Source organism: Nesterenkonia populi (assembly GCF_007994735.1).
Lineage (GTDB): Bacteria > Actinomycetota > Actinomycetes > Actinomycetales > Micrococcaceae > Nesterenkonia > Nesterenkonia populi.
Genome location: NZ_VOIL01000001.1, coordinates 1,194,545 through 1,211,308 on the forward strand (window position 1 = coordinate 1,194,545; position 16,764 = coordinate 1,211,308).

Consider the following 16,764-nt stretch of genomic DNA (forward strand, 5'->3'; position numbering starts at 1 on the left):
TATGGCCTCATCCGCTCAGAAGGTCTTCGCGGTGGGCCACCTGGATGATCCGCGGTCCCTCAGGGCGCAGGTGCACCGCCCGCCCGGGAATCGGCCGCGGAAGGACCGGGACCATCATCGCGAACGCGTCCGCCTCAGAGCGATGCACTGGGCTGAGCAGGAGGTTCGCGCCCTGGGTGCGGGCCGGATGGGACCACGGCAGGTGGCTGAACACAGCGGGGCTCGGCAGAGCGGAGGCCACGATCACGGTCCCGGCCGCAGAGGCGCGCTGCAGAGCGGCGTGCTGCTCGGGGGTGCACCGGTGGGCGTCGTCGACCAGCAGCGCCCCAGGCTGCGCGGGCAGCTGCCAGTCCGTCCCGCCGCTGAGCAGAACGGACCCACGAATTCTGTTCTCCAGGAGCCGCAGCGCTGAGGTCTTGCCGGTGCTGGGGGAGCCGACCACAAGATTCACCGGGCCCAGACGAAGCTGGGCAGGGGCCAGGCTGAACTGCTCGACTCCGACGGTCAGCACGTCGTCGTCGGCCTCAGGATCCTTCAGGTCGCTTGAGCTGAGGCGCTCCGGCAGCGGCCGCACTCTGACGGCAGGTGGGCGGGTGCGCGGCGCTGGTGCGGGGATCGCGCCGACGTCGTGCACCAGCTGGACCTCCAAGCCGGGGGAGGGGGTCGCCGGGTCGATGACGACGCCGCGGCCCGGCAGGGAGTCGACGCGGCGCAGCTTGGGCCAGACGTAGCGAATGTCCTCGCTGGCCCCGAAGGGCAGGTAGATCGCAGTGGAGAGCCGGCCGCCCAGCTTGCCCATCGCCAGCTCACGGCCCCCGGAGACCAGCACGGAGAGTCCCGCGGCGGGACCCTCCCCGGCGAGGGTGAGGAGATCGTGCTCCGCTGGGCTCGACTGCAGGGCGGCATGCCACTGGCTGTAGCCGGTCAGGATGAGCACCACGGGTGCGGCATCCTCCTTGCCGAGGAGACGGCGGGCGTTCATCTCCGTGCGCAGCTCACTGATGAGCCGCTCCGCCTCTGGAAGCGTCTCCGGCGTCAGCAGGGAGGCGACTGCGGGGTGGCCGGAGAGGCCGTTCAGCGAATTGTCCCCGTCGAGCAGATGCAGCTCGGGTCCGCTGCGGTGACCGGCAAGCTGTCGGGCCGCTGCGGCGAGAGCCCGGCTGCCGCCGGCATCGGGTTCCCCGGCGATCCCTGCCGTCTGCGGCCGGGCCGGGTTCAGGCTCAGGGGCCGCTGGTGCTGCTCCAGGGGCAGGTCGATCAGTCCGAGTTGGGCGGCTGCCTCCTCATACTCCGCAGACAGGGACTCCGGCAGCGGCGGCGTCAGCGGCGTGTGCCGGCGGTGCCGTCCGGCGGCGGTGAGCTGAGCATTGAGGCGGGCCACGATGCTGCGCACCGGTGTTCCTGCAGGGGCATGCGCCGCGGGCGCGGCAGCCGGGACTGCGCTGAGCTTCTGCTCCGGGCCGCTGGTCTGGGCGGTCTGGAACTCTTCGGCCGGTGCGCCTCCGCGGCGCAGCAGCGCCCGGCCCGGCAGCGAGGAGGTGATGCTGCCTGCCTCCGGCGAGCCGATCAGCTCTGTGGATTCCTCCTCGGTGCGGACCCGAAGGGCGATCGTCGCACCGATATTCGCCCGGATGTCTGCGGTCACGACGCCCTGGGGCCGCTGGGTCGACAGCACCAGGTGCAGTCCCAGCGACCGACCCAGGGTAGCGATGCGCATCAGCTCATCCATCGTTCCCGGCAGCTCGTGGGAGAAGATCCGGAACTCGTCGATCACCACCAGTATCCGAGCCAGCGGACTGTCCGGGCGGGCGCGTCTGTATTCGCCGTAGTCGCCCGCGTCGGCCTCCAGGAACAGCTTCTCCCGACGGACCAGCTCGCTGCGGATGGACTCCAGGGTCCGTTCTGCCTGCGCCTGGGAGAGGTCAGTGATCAGTCCCAGGGAGTGCTCCAGCTGGTTGAGCTGGTGGAAGGTCGCCCCGCCCTTGAAGTCGAAGAGGACAAAGTTCAGCTCCTCCGGCCCGTACCGGCCGGCTAGGGACAGCGTCAGTGTCTTGAGCAGCTCCGACTTGCCGGACCCGGTGGTTCCTCCGAGAAGCAGATGAGGCCCGTCGGCCACCAGGTCCAGCAGCACTGGGCCGTCCCGCCCTCGTCCCAGATCCGCGATGAGGCTCTCAGCGGCCCGGTCAGGGAACGGCGGCTGCGGCAGACGGGTCACGCACCGGGGCGGCACGTGACCCTGTGCGGTGCTGCCCGCCCATGAGTGCGGCAGTCCACGGCGCAGCAGGGCCTCGAACGTCTCAGCGGAGAGCCCGTCGAACCGCAGGCCCCAGAACTCTGCTGCGCCGCGGGACCCCTCGCGCCGGGTGATCGTCCCGGCCTCCAGATCGGCTTCCCCCACTGGCCCGGCCAGCTGCGATGCGTGGCGCAGCACCACATGCCAACCGCACTCGCGGACCGCCCGCACCTGGGCGGAGTCCAGCCGCTCCGCGAGGAGAATTCCCGGCCCGCCCTCCAGCCCATCGCCTAAGCTCTCTGCGCGGCGCAGAATCTTCAGCCCAGCGGCGTCCTCCGCACAGGCGGGCAGGCCTGCCAGAAACGCCTCCGCCGTCACGACTACGGGCACTCGGGATGAGCCGAGCAGCAGCTGCAGCAGCAGCCACCGCAGACAACGCTCGACATCGCGCTCCGGACCCCGCAGCACCGTGACCTCACCGGCGCGCAGGGGCAGGGCGGCGACGGCGGGAGTCTCCAGCAGCTCAGCGGGCAGGTCGGTGCTCACCGACGCCGTCTCCGCACAGGCTCGGGTGACCGCGACGCCGAGCCGGACCGCTGGGCAGAGGGGCGGCACCTGGTCAGCGGCGGTCGCTCCAGGCACGTGCGTCCCGCCTGCATGCACCAGCTGCAGCGCCGGATCCTCACCGAGCAGCTGAGCCAGAATCCCCGGCGAGGGCAGAGACTCAGTGCGGGCTGCCCACTCCGCGGCAGCGTCGCGCACTGCACGGCGGTACCGGCGGCCCCGCCTGCCGGCGTCGAGCACCACGGCAGCGGCCACCAGCGCGCTGGCCGCGGAGAACAGCAGGAAGAACCACATGCCGGTCACCGCCACCATCACCAGGCCGATCACCAGGGGAATGCACGCCATCGCCAGCATCATCCGGTGCTTGGCCTCCGGCGGCTTCTCCTCGATCACCGCCGGCGCCGGCGGCCAGGCGAGGGCAGAGGGCTGGTCCGGGGCGCTGCGCACCAGACGCAGGGTGCTGGATCCCAGCTCCAAGGTGTCCTGGGTGGTGAGGCGGCGCTCGCCGCCGTCGTGCACGAAGCGCACCGCGGTCCGGCCCACATCCAGGGTGCCCTCCTCGCGTGAGACGGCGAGGTCTGCGATGCGCAGGTCAGCGTGTCCGCGGCCGATCGTGTGCTCACCGCGGGTGAGCGGGCGCAGCTGCCCGGCGTCGGGCCCGGTCTCCACGCTGACGGCCAGCTGCCCGTGCGCCCCCGGTGCCGAACCTGGAGCGTCCCCGGCGACCACCACCATGCCGGGGTGGATGTGGACGCTGCCGGCCTCCAGCCGCTCCAGGTGGCGCCCTGCGCAGATGAGCGCAGCGCCGTCCAGCTCAGGCAGGCTCCGCAGCGCCTCAGCCAGCTGGGCGCCGGAGGCCTCGACGTGACTGCCGCCGACATCCACACGCAGCTGCGCCTCATGGGGTTCGGGACCGGGCGCCCAGCTCTGCAGGGAGTCCCACTGCTGGGGGCCCAGGCTTCCTGGTGCGTGGACCAGGGTCAGGGAGAAGCTCATGAGCAGGAAGGCTAGGTGCGTCGCCGCCCTCCGCGCTGGGCCGTGCCCGGAGCTTGTGGATATCTCGTAGGTCCCCGCACCATGCTCGTCATGTTTTCCACACCGGTGGCGTGGTGGTGCGCCGAATGGGCTAATGTGTGAGAAGCACTGGGCCCTGTGACGGGCGGCCCGGTGCCGAACGGAATGGACGGAACGGAATTCTGGGCACCATCCTGCCTTGGCAGAGGTGTGCCCTGTGAGGGAGCTAGGCATGGACGCTGCCGGCATTGTTGAGGATGAGGTGCGTGAGCTCATTCGAGCCCGCGGCATCGACCCGGGAGAGAATCCGGCCGAGGTTCGCCGGCTGGTGGAGACCACTGTCGCTGAGTACGAGCGGAGGTCGCTGGTCTCTGCCCTGCCGGTTCTGCGCTCCGGCGAGGAGACCGCCGCGGAGATCTACGACAGCGTGGCAGGCTTCGGGGAGCTTCAGCCGCTGCTGGACGACCCGGATGTGGAGGAGATCTGGATCAACGGGCCCAGTGAGGTCTTCTGCAGCCGGGGCGGCCGTTCCGAGCTGACCTCGATCACACTCTCCGACTCCCGGGTGCGGGATCTGGTGGAGCGGATGCTGAAGAGCAGCGGCCGCCGTCTGGACGTCTCATCACCGTTTGTGGACGCGGCCCTGCCGGACGGCTCCCGTCTGCACGTGGCCATCCCGGACATCACACGTCGGCACTGGGCGGTGAACATCCGCAAATTCATCTCCCGCGCCGCGAGCATGGACGACCTTGTCCGCCGGGGCTCGCTGACCTGGGAAGCCGCCGAATTCCTGAGTCTGGCGGTGGGCGCCGGCATGAACATCCTCGTATCGGGTGCCACCCAGGCGGGGAAGACGACGATGCTCAACTGCGTCTCGGCCGCGTCGGGGCCGCGGGAACGCATCGTCAGCGTGGAGGAGATCTTCGAGCTGCAGATCCCGCTGCGCGACGTGGTGGGCCTGCAGTGCCGCCAGCCCAGCCTCGAGGGCACCGGGGAGATCCCCCTGCGCCGCCTGGTCAAGGAGGCGCTGCGAATGCGGCCGGACCGGCTCATCGTCGGCGAGGTGCGGGAGGCGGAGAGCCTCGACATGCTCATCGCGCTCAACAGCGGCCTGCCCGGAGCGGCCAGCGTCCACGCGAACTCCGCCCAGGATGCCCTGACCAAGATCTGCACACTGCCGATGCTCGCCGGGGAGAACATCTCCGCCGGGTTCATCGTGCCGACGGTCGCCTCCTGCATCGACTTGGTGGTCCACTGCGTGCGCACCGTCTCCGGGCACCGGCATGTCGAGGAGATCCTCGGGGTCTCAGGGAGGGTCGAGGGCGAGACCATCGAGACATCCAGCCTCTTCCGGCACGACGGTGAGACCCTGCGGCCCAGCGGAACCGCGGTCTTCGACGACCCGCGCCTGCCCGCGGCGGCCCGCCAGCTGCTGCAGGGAGCGCAGCGGTGACCGCCGCGGTGCTGCTCGGACTCTGCCTGGCCGGCGGGCTGGTCCTGATTCTCTGCTCCTTCTGGCCCCGCCAGCCCACCGCGCGGCGGTCCAGCCGCCCCGCCGGGCTGCTTCGCCGCCTGCTGGATGAGGCCGGGCACCCGGGGACACCCGCAGCTGCTCCGGCACTGGCCGCGGCCGGCTGCGCCCTCCTCGTCTTTCTGGCCCTCTTCGCGCTCACTGCAGCGGCCCCGATCGCCGGGTGCTTCGCCCTCTTCGCCGCAGCAGCGCCCTGGGCGACGCTGCGCTGGCAGGCTCGACGGCGGCGCACTCAGCTGCTCGACGTCTGGCCCGACGCCGTCGACCACCTCAGGGCAGGGGTCCGCTCCGGGCTCAGCCTGCCGGAGTCGCTGATTCGGCTCGCGTCGGAGGGCCCCGAGCCGCTGCGCGAGCCCTTCGATGAGTTCGGCCGGGACTGGCGGTCGGGTCAGACTCTGCAAACCGCGCTCACTCGGCTCAAGGACCGCCTCGCCGACCCGGTCGGAGACCGGATCGTCGCCGCGCTGCAGATCACCCGGGAGGTCGGCGGCACGGACCTGGGCCGGCTGCTGAGCACTCTCAGTGCGTTCCTCCGGGAGCAGGCGAGGACCCGCAGCGAGCTCGAAGCCAGAAAGTCATGGACCGTGAACGGGGCCCGGCTCGCCGTCGCCGCTCCCTGGGCGGTGGTGCTTCTTCTTGCCACCCAGCCGGCGGCCGCCCAGGCCTACGCCGGGGCCACGGGAACTTTCGTGCTCGGGGCCGGCCTGGTGATCTCCCTCGTCTGCTACCGGCTGATGCTGCGCATCGGAGCCCTCCCCCAGGAGAGACGGGTGCTGGCATGACAGCAGAAATCATCTGGGCAGGGGCGGCAGGCCTCGGCGTGGGCCTCGGCCTGCTGCTCATAGCCGCAGGAGCGCCCGCCATGAACCAGCCGCAGCTTGCGGAGCGCATCGCCCCCTACGTGCGCAGCAGCGCCCCGGGAGCGTCGGACGGGAACGTCCCCACAGTGCTGACCGGTGCGGCGGGCATATTCAAGCCCTTCATCGAGTCCGCAGCCGCCCAGCTCGACCGCTTCAGCATCGACGCCGCCCAGCTGACCCGCCGCCTGGACCAGGCGGACCTGCAGTTGACCGTGGCCCAGTACCGTCTCCAACAGCTGGCGGCCGCCGCCGGCGCAGTCGGGCTGACAGTGCTCGTCAACGCCTTCGCCGCGGTCTCAGGGCGGTTCAACGCGCCGCTCGCCGTCGTTCTTCTGGGCGGCGCAGCCGTGATCGGCATCGCCGCCCGAGACTGCCTGCTCAACGCCCGCACCCGCCGGCGTCGCCGACGCATGCTCGAAGAGTTCCCCGCAGTCGCTGAGATGATGGCGCTCGCCGTGGGCGCCGGCGAATCTGCTCCGGCCGCATTCGAACGCATCGGTCGGCTCAGCCGCGGCGAGCTCGCGGCCGAATTCACCCGCATGCTGCACCACATCCGCTCCGGGGCCAGCTTCCCAGAGGCCTGCCGGGAGCTCAGCCGCCGGCTTGACCTCCCGCCGCTCGGACGGTTCCTCGACGGGGTCCTCGTCGCCGTCGAACGGGGCACCCCGCTCGCGGAGGTGATGCGCGCCCAGGCTGCCGACGTCCAAGAGCTCTCCAAGAGAGAGCTGATGGAAGCCGCCGGCCGCAAAGAGATCGGCATGCTCGTACCCCTGGTCTTCGGGATCATGCCATTGACCGTTCTTTTTGCTGTCTTCCCAGGGGCCGCCCTGCTGTCCTCCGGCACGTGACCGCCTCGTTCGTGCCGCATCTTCCAAGAACCACTCACTCACACCGAACGGAGAACACCGATGAGCATCACCGCCAAGCTCAGAGAGCACGCCGCCCGCGCCCACCAGGATGAACAGGGGGACATCCCGGGCTGGGTCATGATCGCAGCCATGTCAGCGATGCTTGTCGCCGGCCTGCTCGCCCTCGCACAGCCCCTGCTGGGCGAGCTCTTCGAAAGCGCCATCAGCCAAGTCCGGCCCTGACGCCGCCATGGTCCGGGCAGCCGCCGTGCAGAATGAGGAGGGATCCGCCCCCGTGGAGTTCACCATGGTGGCCTGCCTGGTCGTCATCGTCATCCTCGCTGTCATGCAGCTGGGGCTGGCCCTGCATGTGCGCAACACCATGATCGACGCTGCCAGCACCGGTGCACGCTTCGGGGCGCTCGCTGACAGGACGCCGGAGGACGGGAGCCGACGCACGAGGGAGCTGATCAGCTCGTCGGTGGCCTCCCACTTCGCCGGAGAGGTCAGCCATCAGCAGGTCAGCACCCCCCAGGGACAGATGCTGCAGGTCCGGGTGGCCGTCGAGATCCCAGTGATCAGCTGGGCGGCCGGCTTCGACGAGTGGGAGGTGACCGGCCATGCCCGTATCAGCGAGCCCCAGAGGGGCTGATCGAGCCCCGGAGAGCCCGGAGGAGGGCTCAGCCATCATCGAATTCCTGGCGCTGACCCTGCTGCTCATCCTTCCGGTGCTCTGGCTCATCACCGCCGCCGCGGCGGTGCAGTCAGCCGCCTACGCCGCCACCGGCGCGGCGGACCAGGCCGCCAAGGTCTACGCCGCCGCCGGAGACCCCGTCCAGGCAGAGAGCTCAGTGGCCACCACACTGGCGGACTTCGGCATCGGGCGTGAGGCCGCAGAGGTCACCCGTGCCTGTGCAGGTCCCTGCGACGAGCCGGGCACGGTAGTCACCTACACCGTCCACGTGGGCGTCTCCATGCCCGCCGTCCCCGAATTCCTCGGCTTTCAGCCCCAGCTTCTGACGGTCTCCTCCTCGGCCGCCCACGTGCGGAAGGAGCCGGAATGAGACGACTTCCGCACGAGGAGAGCGGGCAGATCAGCATCCTCACCCTCGGGTTCTTCGCCCTGCTGCTCCTTCTGTGCGCCGTCGTGCTCGGAGCGACCGCGGTGAACCTGCAGGCGCGCCAGCTGCTGGCCGAGGCCGACGGGGCGGTCTCCGCCGCCGTCGAGCATCAGAGCGTGGCGCCGGGCCGGGCGCCGCAGCTCTCGGATGCTCAGATCAGGCATCGGGCCCAGGAGCACCTAGAGCTCTCCGGGGCGCACAGCCGGCACGACAATCTCACGGTGGTGGCAGCCTGGACGGGCGCAGACGGACAGACCGCCCACCTGCGGCTCGGCGCGACCGCGGAGCTTCCGCTGGCGCACCGCATCCTGCCGGCACGGGTGGAGCTCGTCCAGGAGTCCCACACCCGTCTTGAGGTGGACCGATGACTGGCCCCGGCCTGGCTCACCTCGGAATCCCCGCCAGCCCGGTAGTGTGGTGACGTTATGGCAGAGACAGACTTTCCCGCCGAATTGGCCGAGCTGCGCGACACCCTGCGCCGCATCACCGAGGTCATAGACCTTGACGCGCTGCGCGCCGAAGTCGCAGACCTCGAGCAGCAGGCCGCAGATCCCAACCTGTGGGACCACCAGGAGAACGCTCAGCGGGTCAACTCCCAGCTGAGCCACAAGCAGGCCCAGCTTGACCGGGTCGACAAGCTCGAAGGCCGCCTCGAAGACGTCGAGATCATGGCCGAGATGGCCGCCGAGGAATCCGACGAAGACACCCGGGCTGAAGCCGTCAACGAGCTCAGAAGCATCCGCAAAGCCCTCGAGTCCCTCGAGATCGTCACACTGATGTCCGGCGAGTACGACGAGCGCGACGCCGTCGTGACCATCCGCGCCGGTGCAGGAGGCGTTGACGCCGCAGACTTCGCAGAGATGCTGCTGCGCATGTACACCCGGTGGGCCGAGACCCGCGAGTGGGCCGTCAAAGTCCTCGACACCTCCTACGCCGAAGAGGCCGGACTGAAGTCCGCCACCTTCGAGATCAAAGCCCCGTACGCCTTCGGGACCCTCTCCGTGGAAGCCGGCACCCACCGGCTCGTGCGCATCAGCCCCTTCGACAACCAGGGCCGCCGACAGACCAGCTTCGCCGCCGTTGAAGTCATCCCCCTGCTCGAAGGCACCGAATCCGTCGACATCGACGAGAACGACCTGAAGATCGACGTCTACCGCTCCTCCGGGCCCGGCGGCCAGTCGGTCAACACCACCGACTCCGCCGTGCGCATCACCCACCTGCCCACCGGCACCGTGGTGTCCATGCAGAACGAGAAGTCGCAGATCCAGAACCGTGCCGCTGCCATGCGGGTGCTCGAGGCCAGGCTGCTGCTGCTGAAGAAGCAGGAGGAGGCCGCCGAGAAGAAGGAGCTCGCCGGCGACATCAAGGCCTCCTGGGGCGACCAGATCCGCTCCTACGTGCTGCACCCCTACCAGATGGTCAAGGACCTGCGCACCGGCCACGAGACCGGCAACGCCGACAAGGTCCTCAACGGCGAGCTGGAAGGCTTCATCGAATCAGGCATCCGCTGGCGCGGACAGGGCGGAGAGGACTCCTAGTCAGGTGATCCGGTTCGACCAGGTCACCCGCACCTACGGCTCCGGGGAGAAGCCTGCGCTGCAGGACATCTCCGTGGAGTTCCTGCGCGGGGACTTCGTGTTCCTCATCGGAGCCTCCGGCTCCGGAAAATCCACCCTCCTGCGCATGATCCTGCGCGAAGGACTGCCCAGCAACGGACGAGTCACCGTCGCCGGGCAGAACCTCGCGATGATGCTCGAACGCCGCGTGCCCCAGTACCGGCGATCCATCGGCATGGTCTTCCAGGACTTCCGCCTGCTCCCCGACAAGACCGTCTTCGAGAACGTCGCCTTCGCCATGCGAGTCACCGGCGCCAAGCGAAGCCACATCCGGCCCCGCGTCACCAAGACCCTGCAGCGGGTCGGCCTGGAGCACCTGGCGCGCCGCTACCCTCATGAAATCTCCGGCGGAGAGCAGCAGCGTGCCGCCATCGCCCGCGCCGTCGTCAACAAGCCCTCCATCCTGCTGGCCGACGAACCCACCGGAAACCTGGACCCGCGCGCCTCCGACGAGGTGATGAACATCCTGCGACGCATCAACGACTCCGGCACCACGGTCATCATGGCGACCCACGACCGGGCCATCGTCGACAGCATGTCGCGCAGGGTCGTCCAGCTGCACCGGGGCGAGCTTGTCCGAGACCAGGCGCCCGGCTCCTACGACCCGCCCGAAGGATCCCCCGCCTGGGAGGCGCTCGTCGCCGAGGAAGCCGGCTCCGGGCTGCGCGCCCAGGACCCCATCCCCATGCGCACCGAAGCGATCCCCACCCTGCAGAAGGATGATCCCGCCCATGTGCGGAAAGCAGCCGAAGGGGGGTCCGCCGAGCAGGAATCCGCCGACGGACAGGAGGACTCCTCGGAAGCTATCTACCGGGTCACCTGGCCAGGGGATGACACCGTCCATGAGGAGGACCGCTTCCAGGAGCGCGTCCTGCCTCAGGACGAGGGCGAGCCCGACACTCAGCCCAACCCGCAGATCCCCGCTGAGACGCAGCGCGCCGAGAGGAGCCCGGCGGCCGGCTCGCAGGAGCCCAAGCCCGCGCACGCGCCCCGCCTCGGCTGGCTCAGCCAGGGCGCTGAGGGCAGCGGCGAATCACAGTTCGGCGGCGCGGCCGCCGAGCAGGACCTCCGTGAGCGCTTCAGCTTCCGGCACGACAGCGACAAGAGCGACAAGGGAGGAAAGCGATGAGCCAGCTCCCGTACATGCTCCGGGAGACCGCCGGCTCCCTGCGAAAGAACGTCGCCATGGTGGCCTCCGTCGTCCTGGTCACCTTCATCTCTCTGAGCTTCGTCGGCGCCGCCGCGCTGATGCAGCTGCAGGTCAACCAGATGACCGAAGACTTCCATGACCGGCTGGAGGTCAGCGTCTTCCTCTGCACAGACGCCTCCACGGAGGCGAACTGTCCCACCGGGGCGGTCACCGGCGAGCAGCAGGAGACCATCGAAGAGATGCTCGACGACGGCGCCGCCAGCCAGTACGTGGAGTCCTGGCGCTACGAATCCCAGGAGGAGGCGCTCGAGAACTTCGTCGAGGGGCGGGAGGAGAGCGTGCGCGCCGCCTCCCTGACCCCTGAGGACATGCCCGAGTCCTACCGGATCACCCTCGTCGACGCCGAGGAGCATCCGATCCTCAGCGAGCTCTTCGCCGGGGTCCCCGGGGTGGAGAACGTCGCTGACCAGCAGGAGGTCCTCGACCAGATCTTCGGCATTCTCAACGGCCTCACCCTGGTCGTCGTGATCATCGCCGCGGTGATGATCCTGTGCACCGTGCTGCTCGTCTCCACCACCATCCGGCTCTCTGCCTTCAGCCGGCGCCGCGAGACCTCCATCATGCGGATGGTCGGGGCCTCCAAATCGATGATCCGCACCCCCTTTCTCTTCGAAGGGATCATCGCCGCCGTCTTCGGCTCCCTGCTGGCCTGCGCCGCGACCTGGGTGATCGCCGAGTTCCTCCTCGGCCAATGGCTTCCCACCCAGGTCACCGGGATCCTCTTCATCACCGGGATGGACTCCTTCGTGATCATGCCCGGCCTGGTGCTGGCAGCTGCGAGCCTCGCCGGCCTCTCATCCTGGATCACAGTCCGGCGCTACCTGCGGGTGTGAGCATTGACGACGTCGGTATAGTGGTCTCCTGTCCTTTTGCCGCGCCCGAGCGTCCTAGGAGGTGACCTGTGGGCAAATCCAGCAGCTCAGTGAAGAAGAAGAAACGCAATGAGCGCGACCCCAACAACCACATGGTCGCCCAGAACCGGAAAGCCCGGCACGACTACGAGATTCTCGACAAGTACGAGGCCGGCCTGGTGCTGACCGGCACCGAGGTGAAGTCTCTCCGTGAGGGGCAGGCCTCCCTGGCAGACGGATTCGCGGCCTTCGACCGCAGCAACGAGCTGTGGCTGGAGCAGGTGCACATCCCCGAGTACCTCAACGGGACGTGGACCAATCATTCCTCCCGCCGCAAGCGGAAGCTGCTGCTGCACGGCAAGGAACTCATCAAAATCTCCCGGCAGATCGAATCGCCCGGTCTGACGATCGTTCCGCTGAGCCTGTACTTCAAGGACGGCCGGGCGAAGGTCGAGATCGGCGTCGCCCGGGGCAAGCGCGAGTTCGACAAGCGCCAGACGCTGCGTGAGAAGCAGGACGCCCGCGAGGCTCAGCGCGAGATGCGCATCCGGAACCGCACAGCGGCATAGGCCGCCTCTCAGCGAAGAAGAGGGAGCACTCCCACAATGGAGTGCTCCCTCTTCTGCTGTCTTGGGGCGCGGGGCCTCGTGCCTCTCGGTCAGCCGATCAGGCCGACGATGTAGGCGATGAAGAAGAACAGCACCAGCACGACGATCGCGACGATCGCGCCGACCAGGACGGTATTGGACTTGGGCGGCTGAGACGGCGCCTGGTTCGGGGGAGTTGCGGTGGCGGAGTTCGACTCCGGGGGCGTCTCGCCGGGAGCCGGGCTGGTCTCCGTGACAGGCTCAGCGGCCGGATCCGGGTCAGCGTTGGGGTTGCGGGCAGTGTCGTTCCGGCCGTAGCGCTCCCCGCTGGGGCCGCTCCGGCCAGCCTCAGCGGCGGTCTCCTGCGGGGCAGGTGCGGGGTTCTCGGTGCGGCGGCCGCCGTCGTCCTGCGTGTCCGCGGGGATGGGGCCGCCGGGGGCTGCGGGGTCCGTGCCCTGCTGGTGCTCAGGCGTGTTCTGAGGGTTCGTGCTCATTGCTCGGCTCACCTCTTCGTCATAGTTCGCGTGGCCCCAGGGTAAGTGCAGGAAACTCCAGGTCAGGTCGACAGATCCTCCACGCGGGGTGTGAATCTCACCGTGGCTGGCCGAACAGTTCGTCGATGGTGCGCTGCTGGGTCTCCACAATGGAGGCCGACGCGGTGTCCAGCCGCTCGGAAGCCATGTCGGCCTGGTGCCAGAACGGGTAGGCCAGGCCTGGGCGCCCGGCGTCGTCGATCTCGCGGGCGTCCTCCTCCGTGAGCTCCACCTCGGAGCAGCCGAGGAGGTCCTCCAGCTGATCCGTATTCCGGGCAGCGACGGCCACGTTGTGCACACCGGGCCGCCCGAGCAGCCACGCGAGGATCACCTGCGGGATCGTGGCGCCGCGGCGCTGGGCGACGGCGTCGAGCACGTCCACGACGTCGTAGAGCCTCTCCCAGTCGCTGATCCGCATCTCCACGCCGGGCCCGTCCTTCATGCGGGCAGGGGACTCGGGCTGCTGACCACGGCGGTACTTGCCGGTGAGCAGACCCATGCCCAGCGGCGACCAGGGCTGGGAGGAGATCCCGGAGTCGAGCCCGGAGGGAATCATCTCGTACTCGGCCTCCCGGGCGTAGGGGGAGTAGTGGATCTGCTGGGAGACGGGCTTCACGAACCCGTTGGCCTCGCAGACCCGCAGGGCCTTCTGCAGCTGCCAGCCGGTGTAGTTGGAGACCCCGTAGTACCGGATGGTGCCTTCTCGGACCAGGGCGTCCATTGTTTCGAGGGTCTCTTCGAGCGGAGTCTCACCGTCCCAGTGGTGCAGGTAGTAGAGGTCGATGTGGTCCCGCCCCAGGCGCCGCAGGGATCGCTGGACTTCGCGGCGGAGATGCCAGCGGGAGGCGCCTCCGCCGTTGGGCTCGTCGCCGATCACCATGCGGCCCTTAGTGGTGAGGAGGAAGTCCTCCGGGCTCTCCAGCTTCTGCAGGGCGCCTCCGACCACCTCCTCGGCCACCCCGGCGCCGTAGAGGTTGGCCGTGTCGATGAGGTTGATTCCGGCGTCGCGGGCCCGGTTCAGCTGCCGGGCTGCCCCGTCGGCGTCGAGGTCGCCCATGTGGGTGAGCTCTTCGCCGCGGCCGAATGTCAGGGTGCCCAGGGCAAGTGGGCTGACACGCAGCCCGCACGTGGGGGAGAGAGGGCGGTAGAAGGGTTCGAGGGCGGTCATGTGCTCCTCCTGGTGCGCATCGGTGCCTTCGCTGTCAGTCCACCACTCCACACCCGGACCCTGGGAAGAAGCTCCAGCGTCGGTCACAGAAGTCTCGGCGGGGGGAGGGAGTATACTCAGGCCAGCGAGGGAGTATCCCTGAAGCGCTGCGGACGCCAGCACGCGGATGCCATTCATCCGCCGGACGCAGCGGCCGGTACGGCTGCGGCCTGCTCGGCGGAGAGACTCGCGACGATCATCGTTTCGTCGTGAGCTCGAAAGGACTCCCCGCCATGGACATCCCCGTATGGGTATGGCTTCTCACCTTCGCTGCAGTTGCTGCGCTGCTGCTTTTCGACTTCTTCGCCCATGTTCGTCACGATCATGAGCCGAGTCTGCGGGAGGCTGCGCTGTGGAGCGGCGGGTACATCGGTCTGGGAGTCGCCTTCGGAGCGGTTCTGCTCCCTTTTCTCGGACCCGAGGCGACCGTCACCTACTATGCGGGCTACATCACGGAGAAGGCCTTGTCCGTGGACAACCTGTTCGTGTTCTTGGTGATCATTTCGAGCTTCGGCGTTCCCCGGCGGCTCCAGCAGCGGGTGCTGCTCTTCGGCATTGCGCTGGCCATGGTGGTCCGGACTGTGTTCATCCTGCTGGGCGCAGGCCTGATCGAGGCTTTCAGCGGGGCCTTCTATGTCTTCGGCGCCCTCTTGGTGCTCACGGCAGCCAATATGCTGCGCCGGGAGCTGGCCGGAGCGCCACGGGGCGGTGATCAGGGCGAGAGCGGGGTGGTGCGAGTCCTGCGGCGCCTGGTGCCCATGGTGGAGCACTATGACGATCATCGTCTGACGACGTGGACGAACGGCAGGCGCGTGGCGACCCCGATGCTGCTCGTCATGCTGGCCATCGGCGGAACGGACCTTCTCTTTGCCCTGGACTCCATTCCCGCCATCTACGGGCTGACCCAGGAGCCCTTCATCGTCTTCGCTGCCACTGCGTTCTCACTGATGGGGCTGCGCCAGCTGTACTTCCTCATCGATGGCCTGGTCCGGCGCCTGGTCTTCCTCTCCTACGGGCTGACCGTCATTCTGGGCTTCATCGGCGCGAAGCTGATTCTCCACGCTTTGGGGGAGAACAGCCTGCCCTTCATCAATGCAGGCCAGCCGGTCCCCGTGCCGCAGGTGAGCACGACGACGTCGCTGCTGGTGATCCTCGGCGTCCTGGCGGTGACGGTGGTCGCCTCGCTGATGCTGACGCGCAGGAGGGGCCAGCGCCGAACAGGGGCGCCGGAGGGTGCGGGGAGTCTGGCTGAGATCACGAAGGAATGAGAGGAGACCAGCTCGGCGATCCGGGTCTTCCGTCCCAGCTCTTCGGCCTCAAGAGGGACGGTGGCAGAATGGAATAGGCACAGAGTTCTGATGCGGACGTGCCTGCGTGCTGCCTGTGATGGGCGCAGCAGGCCATTAGCTCGAGGAGACACGTTCATGAAAGCACTCCAGTACGTCACTGTCGGCCGAGCCCCGGAAATCCGGGAGGTGCCCACGCCTGAGCCGGGTCCCGGAGAGGTGCGCCTGCGGGTCACTGCCGCCGGGGCCTGCCATTCGGACAGCTTCGTGATGAGCCTCTCCGAGAAGGAGTACGAGACATTCGGGTACCCGCTGCCGATGACTCTGGGCCATGAGGGAGTGGGCGTGGTGGATGCTCTGGGCGAGGGCACCACCGGCGTGGAGATCGGTGAGGCCGTGGCGGTATATGGGCCGCATGGCTGCGGCCGCTGCCATTCCTGCTCCCAGGGCCTCGAGAACTACTGCCCGCATGCCGCGGAGATGGGCATTGTGCCCCCGGGCCTGGGCGCCGACGGTGCGATGGCGGAGTACATGATTGTCTCCGACACCCGGCTGCTGCTGCCGCTGGGGGACCTGGACCCCGTCCAGAGCGTGGCGCTGACCGATGCTGGGCTCACTCCTTATCACGCCATCAAAGGCTCATTGGACCTGCTGGTTCCGGGAAGCGTCGCGGTGGTCATCGGGGTGGGCGGCCTAGGGCACATCGCCGTGCAGCTGCTGCGCCGCCTGACCTCTGCCACTGTGGTGGCGCTGGACATCAGTGAGAGCAAGCTGGAGTTTGCTCGCGAGGTGGGTGCGCACTACGCCTACCTGTCCGACGTCGGCGCCGCTGACGCGCTGCGCCGGGAGGCCAGCTCCGAGCCGGTGACGGCCGTGTTCGATTTTGTGACCAACGATGCTGTCATGAAGATCATCGATGCGATGAGCGGTCCTCGCACGGACATAGTGCTGGTGGGCGCTGGCGCGGTGTCCCGGCCGGTAGGCCTGCTCGGACAGCCTTTCGGCTCCACCGTGCGTGCCCCCTACTGGGGGTCCCGGCCGGAGCTGATGGAAGTGATCGAACTGGCCCGGAGCGGGCAGCTCACCGTGGACACTGAGCAGTTCAGCCTCGACGAGGGCCCCGAGGCCTACCGCAAGCTGCACGACGGCGAACTGCGCGGACGTGCGGTGATCGTGCCCTAGATTCTCGGCTGCAGGCTCCGCCGCTGCGACGTCGGGGCAGGCACTCACATTTTTGTGACCTGCAGACGCAGAAAGGCCGAGCAGCATCATAAGCTGCTCGGCCTTTCCGGCGCCCTGGAGG

The 16,764-nt window shown here is 68.7% G+C and carries 16 protein-coding genes; 13 read left to right on the forward strand and 3 right to left on the reverse strand.

The genetic code is table 11. From position 1 onward, the window contains the following. Positions 1-7 precede the first annotated feature (7 nt). Positions 8-3,793, reverse strand: coding sequence for a type VII secretion EssC family protein (locus FWJ47_RS05560; RefSeq protein WP_170228497.1), 3,786 nt, complete (start codon positions 3,791-3,793; stop codon positions 8-10). A 250-nt stretch (positions 3,794-4,043) separates the two neighbouring features. Here FWJ47_RS05560 and FWJ47_RS05565 point away from each other — a divergent pair, with 250 nt between their 5' ends. The 11 genes from FWJ47_RS05565 to smpB all read left to right on the forward strand — a co-directional run bounded on the left by FWJ47_RS05565 (position 4,044) and on the right by smpB (position 12,417). Beyond that, positions 4,044-5,264, forward strand: a complete 1,221-nt coding sequence (locus FWJ47_RS05565) for a TadA family conjugal transfer-associated ATPase (RefSeq protein WP_147105251.1) — start codon at positions 4,044-4,046, stop codon at positions 5,262-5,264. Then, on the forward strand, positions 5,261-6,124 hold the full coding sequence (locus tag FWJ47_RS05570) for a type II secretion system F family protein (protein ID WP_147105254.1): 864 nt from the start codon (positions 5,261-5,263) through the stop codon (positions 6,122-6,124). Before FWJ47_RS05565 ends, FWJ47_RS05570 begins: the two co-directional genes overlap by 4 nt. Continuing rightward, positions 6,121-7,050 carry a type II secretion system F family protein gene (locus FWJ47_RS05575; RefSeq protein WP_147105257.1) on the forward strand — a complete coding sequence of 310 codons (930 nt, stop codon included), beginning with the start codon at positions 6,121-6,123 and terminating at the stop codon, positions 7,048-7,050. The genes FWJ47_RS05570 and FWJ47_RS05575 overlap by 4 nt, the downstream gene beginning before the upstream one ends. Before the next feature lie 60 nt (positions 7,051-7,110). Then, a complete protein-coding gene (locus tag FWJ47_RS05580; RefSeq protein ID WP_147105260.1) occupies positions 7,111-7,293 on the forward strand; it encodes a hypothetical protein in 183 nt (60 codons plus the stop codon). 7 nt (positions 7,294-7,300) lie between these two features. Further along, a complete protein-coding gene (locus tag FWJ47_RS05585; protein ID WP_147105263.1) occupies positions 7,301-7,702 on the forward strand; it encodes a TadE family protein in 402 nt (133 codons plus the stop codon). Beyond that, complete coding sequence (locus tag FWJ47_RS05590) at positions 7,671-8,114, forward strand: hypothetical protein (protein ID WP_147105266.1); 444 nt, start codon at positions 7,671-7,673, stop codon at positions 8,112-8,114. The genes FWJ47_RS05585 and FWJ47_RS05590 overlap by 32 nt, the downstream gene beginning before the upstream one ends. Then, positions 8,111-8,539, forward strand: a complete 429-nt coding sequence (locus tag FWJ47_RS05595) for a hypothetical protein (protein WP_147105269.1) — start codon at positions 8,111-8,113, stop codon at positions 8,537-8,539. The genes FWJ47_RS05590 and FWJ47_RS05595 overlap by 4 nt, the downstream gene beginning before the upstream one ends. A gap of 57 nt (positions 8,540-8,596) precedes the next feature. After that, positions 8,597-9,709 (forward strand): peptide chain release factor 2, encoded by a 1,113-nt coding sequence (prfB, locus tag FWJ47_RS05600; protein ID WP_147105272.1) that lies wholly within the window; start codon positions 8,597-8,599, stop codon positions 9,707-9,709. A 4-nt stretch (positions 9,710-9,713) separates the two neighbouring features. After that, entirely contained in the window at positions 9,714-10,916 is a 1,203-nt protein-coding gene (ftsE, locus tag FWJ47_RS05605) for a cell division ATP-binding protein FtsE (RefSeq protein WP_147105275.1), read from the forward strand. Then, positions 10,913-11,830: a permease-like cell division protein FtsX gene (gene ftsX, locus FWJ47_RS05610; RefSeq protein WP_147105278.1), complete on the forward strand. Its 918-nt coding sequence runs from the start codon at positions 10,913-10,915 to the stop codon at positions 11,828-11,830. Before ftsE ends, ftsX begins: the two co-directional genes overlap by 4 nt. An 89-nt stretch (positions 11,831-11,919) precedes the next feature. Further along, complete coding sequence (gene smpB, locus FWJ47_RS05615) at positions 11,920-12,417, forward strand: SsrA-binding protein SmpB (protein ID WP_281289258.1); 498 nt, start codon at positions 11,920-11,922, stop codon at positions 12,415-12,417. Between the two features lie 89 nt (positions 12,418-12,506). Here the strand turns inward: smpB and FWJ47_RS05620 are convergent, their stop codons facing one another. After that, complete coding sequence (locus FWJ47_RS05620; RefSeq protein WP_147105282.1) at positions 12,507-12,929, reverse strand: DUF6480 family protein; 423 nt, start codon at positions 12,927-12,929, stop codon at positions 12,507-12,509. A gap of 97 nt (positions 12,930-13,026) precedes the next feature. Beyond that, positions 13,027-14,187: an aldo/keto reductase gene (locus FWJ47_RS05625; protein ID WP_246126172.1), complete on the reverse strand. Its 1,161-nt coding sequence runs from the start codon at positions 14,185-14,187 to the stop codon at positions 13,027-13,029. Between the two features lie 221 nt (positions 14,188-14,408). Between FWJ47_RS05625 and FWJ47_RS05630 the strand changes: the two genes are divergently transcribed. Beyond that, positions 14,409-15,443: a TerC/Alx family metal homeostasis membrane protein gene (locus FWJ47_RS05630; protein ID WP_147105286.1), complete on the forward strand. Its 1,035-nt coding sequence runs from the start codon at positions 14,409-14,411 to the stop codon at positions 15,441-15,443. Positions 15,444-15,599: 156 nt separating this feature from the next. Beyond that, positions 15,600-16,643: an NAD(P)-dependent alcohol dehydrogenase gene (locus FWJ47_RS05635; RefSeq protein WP_147105291.1), complete on the forward strand. Its 1,044-nt coding sequence runs from the start codon at positions 15,600-15,602 to the stop codon at positions 16,641-16,643. Positions 16,644-16,764 lie beyond the last annotated feature (121 nt).

Excerpts from the sequence above, each read along its gene's own strand:
- FWJ47_RS05560 (WP_170228497.1), bottom strand. The coding sequence starts at position 3,793 with ATGAGCTTCTCCCTGACCCTGGTCCACGCACCAGGAAGCCTGGGCCCC.
- FWJ47_RS05565 (WP_147105251.1), top strand. The coding sequence starts at position 4,044 with ATGGACGCTGCCGGCATTGTTGAGGATGAGGTGCGTGAGCTCATTCGA.
- FWJ47_RS05575 (WP_147105257.1), top strand. The coding sequence starts at position 6,121 with ATGACAGCAGAAATCATCTGGGCAGGGGCGGCAGGCCTCGGCGTGGGC.
- FWJ47_RS05580 (WP_147105260.1), top strand. The coding sequence starts at position 7,111 with ATGAGCATCACCGCCAAGCTCAGAGAGCACGCCGCCCGCGCCCACCAG.
- FWJ47_RS05585 (WP_147105263.1), top strand. The coding sequence starts at position 7,301 with ATGGTCCGGGCAGCCGCCGTGCAGAATGAGGAGGGATCCGCCCCCGTG.
- FWJ47_RS05590 (WP_147105266.1), top strand. The coding sequence starts at position 7,671 with ATGCCCGTATCAGCGAGCCCCAGAGGGGCTGATCGAGCCCCGGAGAGC.
- FWJ47_RS05595 (WP_147105269.1), top strand. The coding sequence starts at position 8,111 with ATGAGACGACTTCCGCACGAGGAGAGCGGGCAGATCAGCATCCTCACC.
- prfB (WP_147105272.1), top strand. The coding sequence starts at position 8,597 with ATGGCAGAGACAGACTTTCCCGCCGAATTGGCCGAGCTGCGCGACACC.
- ftsX (WP_147105278.1), top strand. The coding sequence starts at position 10,913 with ATGAGCCAGCTCCCGTACATGCTCCGGGAGACCGCCGGCTCCCTGCGA.
- FWJ47_RS05620 (WP_147105282.1), bottom strand. The coding sequence starts at position 12,929 with ATGAGCACGAACCCTCAGAACACGCCTGAGCACCAGCAGGGCACGGAC.
- FWJ47_RS05630 (WP_147105286.1), top strand. The coding sequence starts at position 14,409 with ATGGACATCCCCGTATGGGTATGGCTTCTCACCTTCGCTGCAGTTGCT.
- FWJ47_RS05635 (WP_147105291.1), top strand. The coding sequence starts at position 15,600 with ATGAAAGCACTCCAGTACGTCACTGTCGGCCGAGCCCCGGAAATCCGG.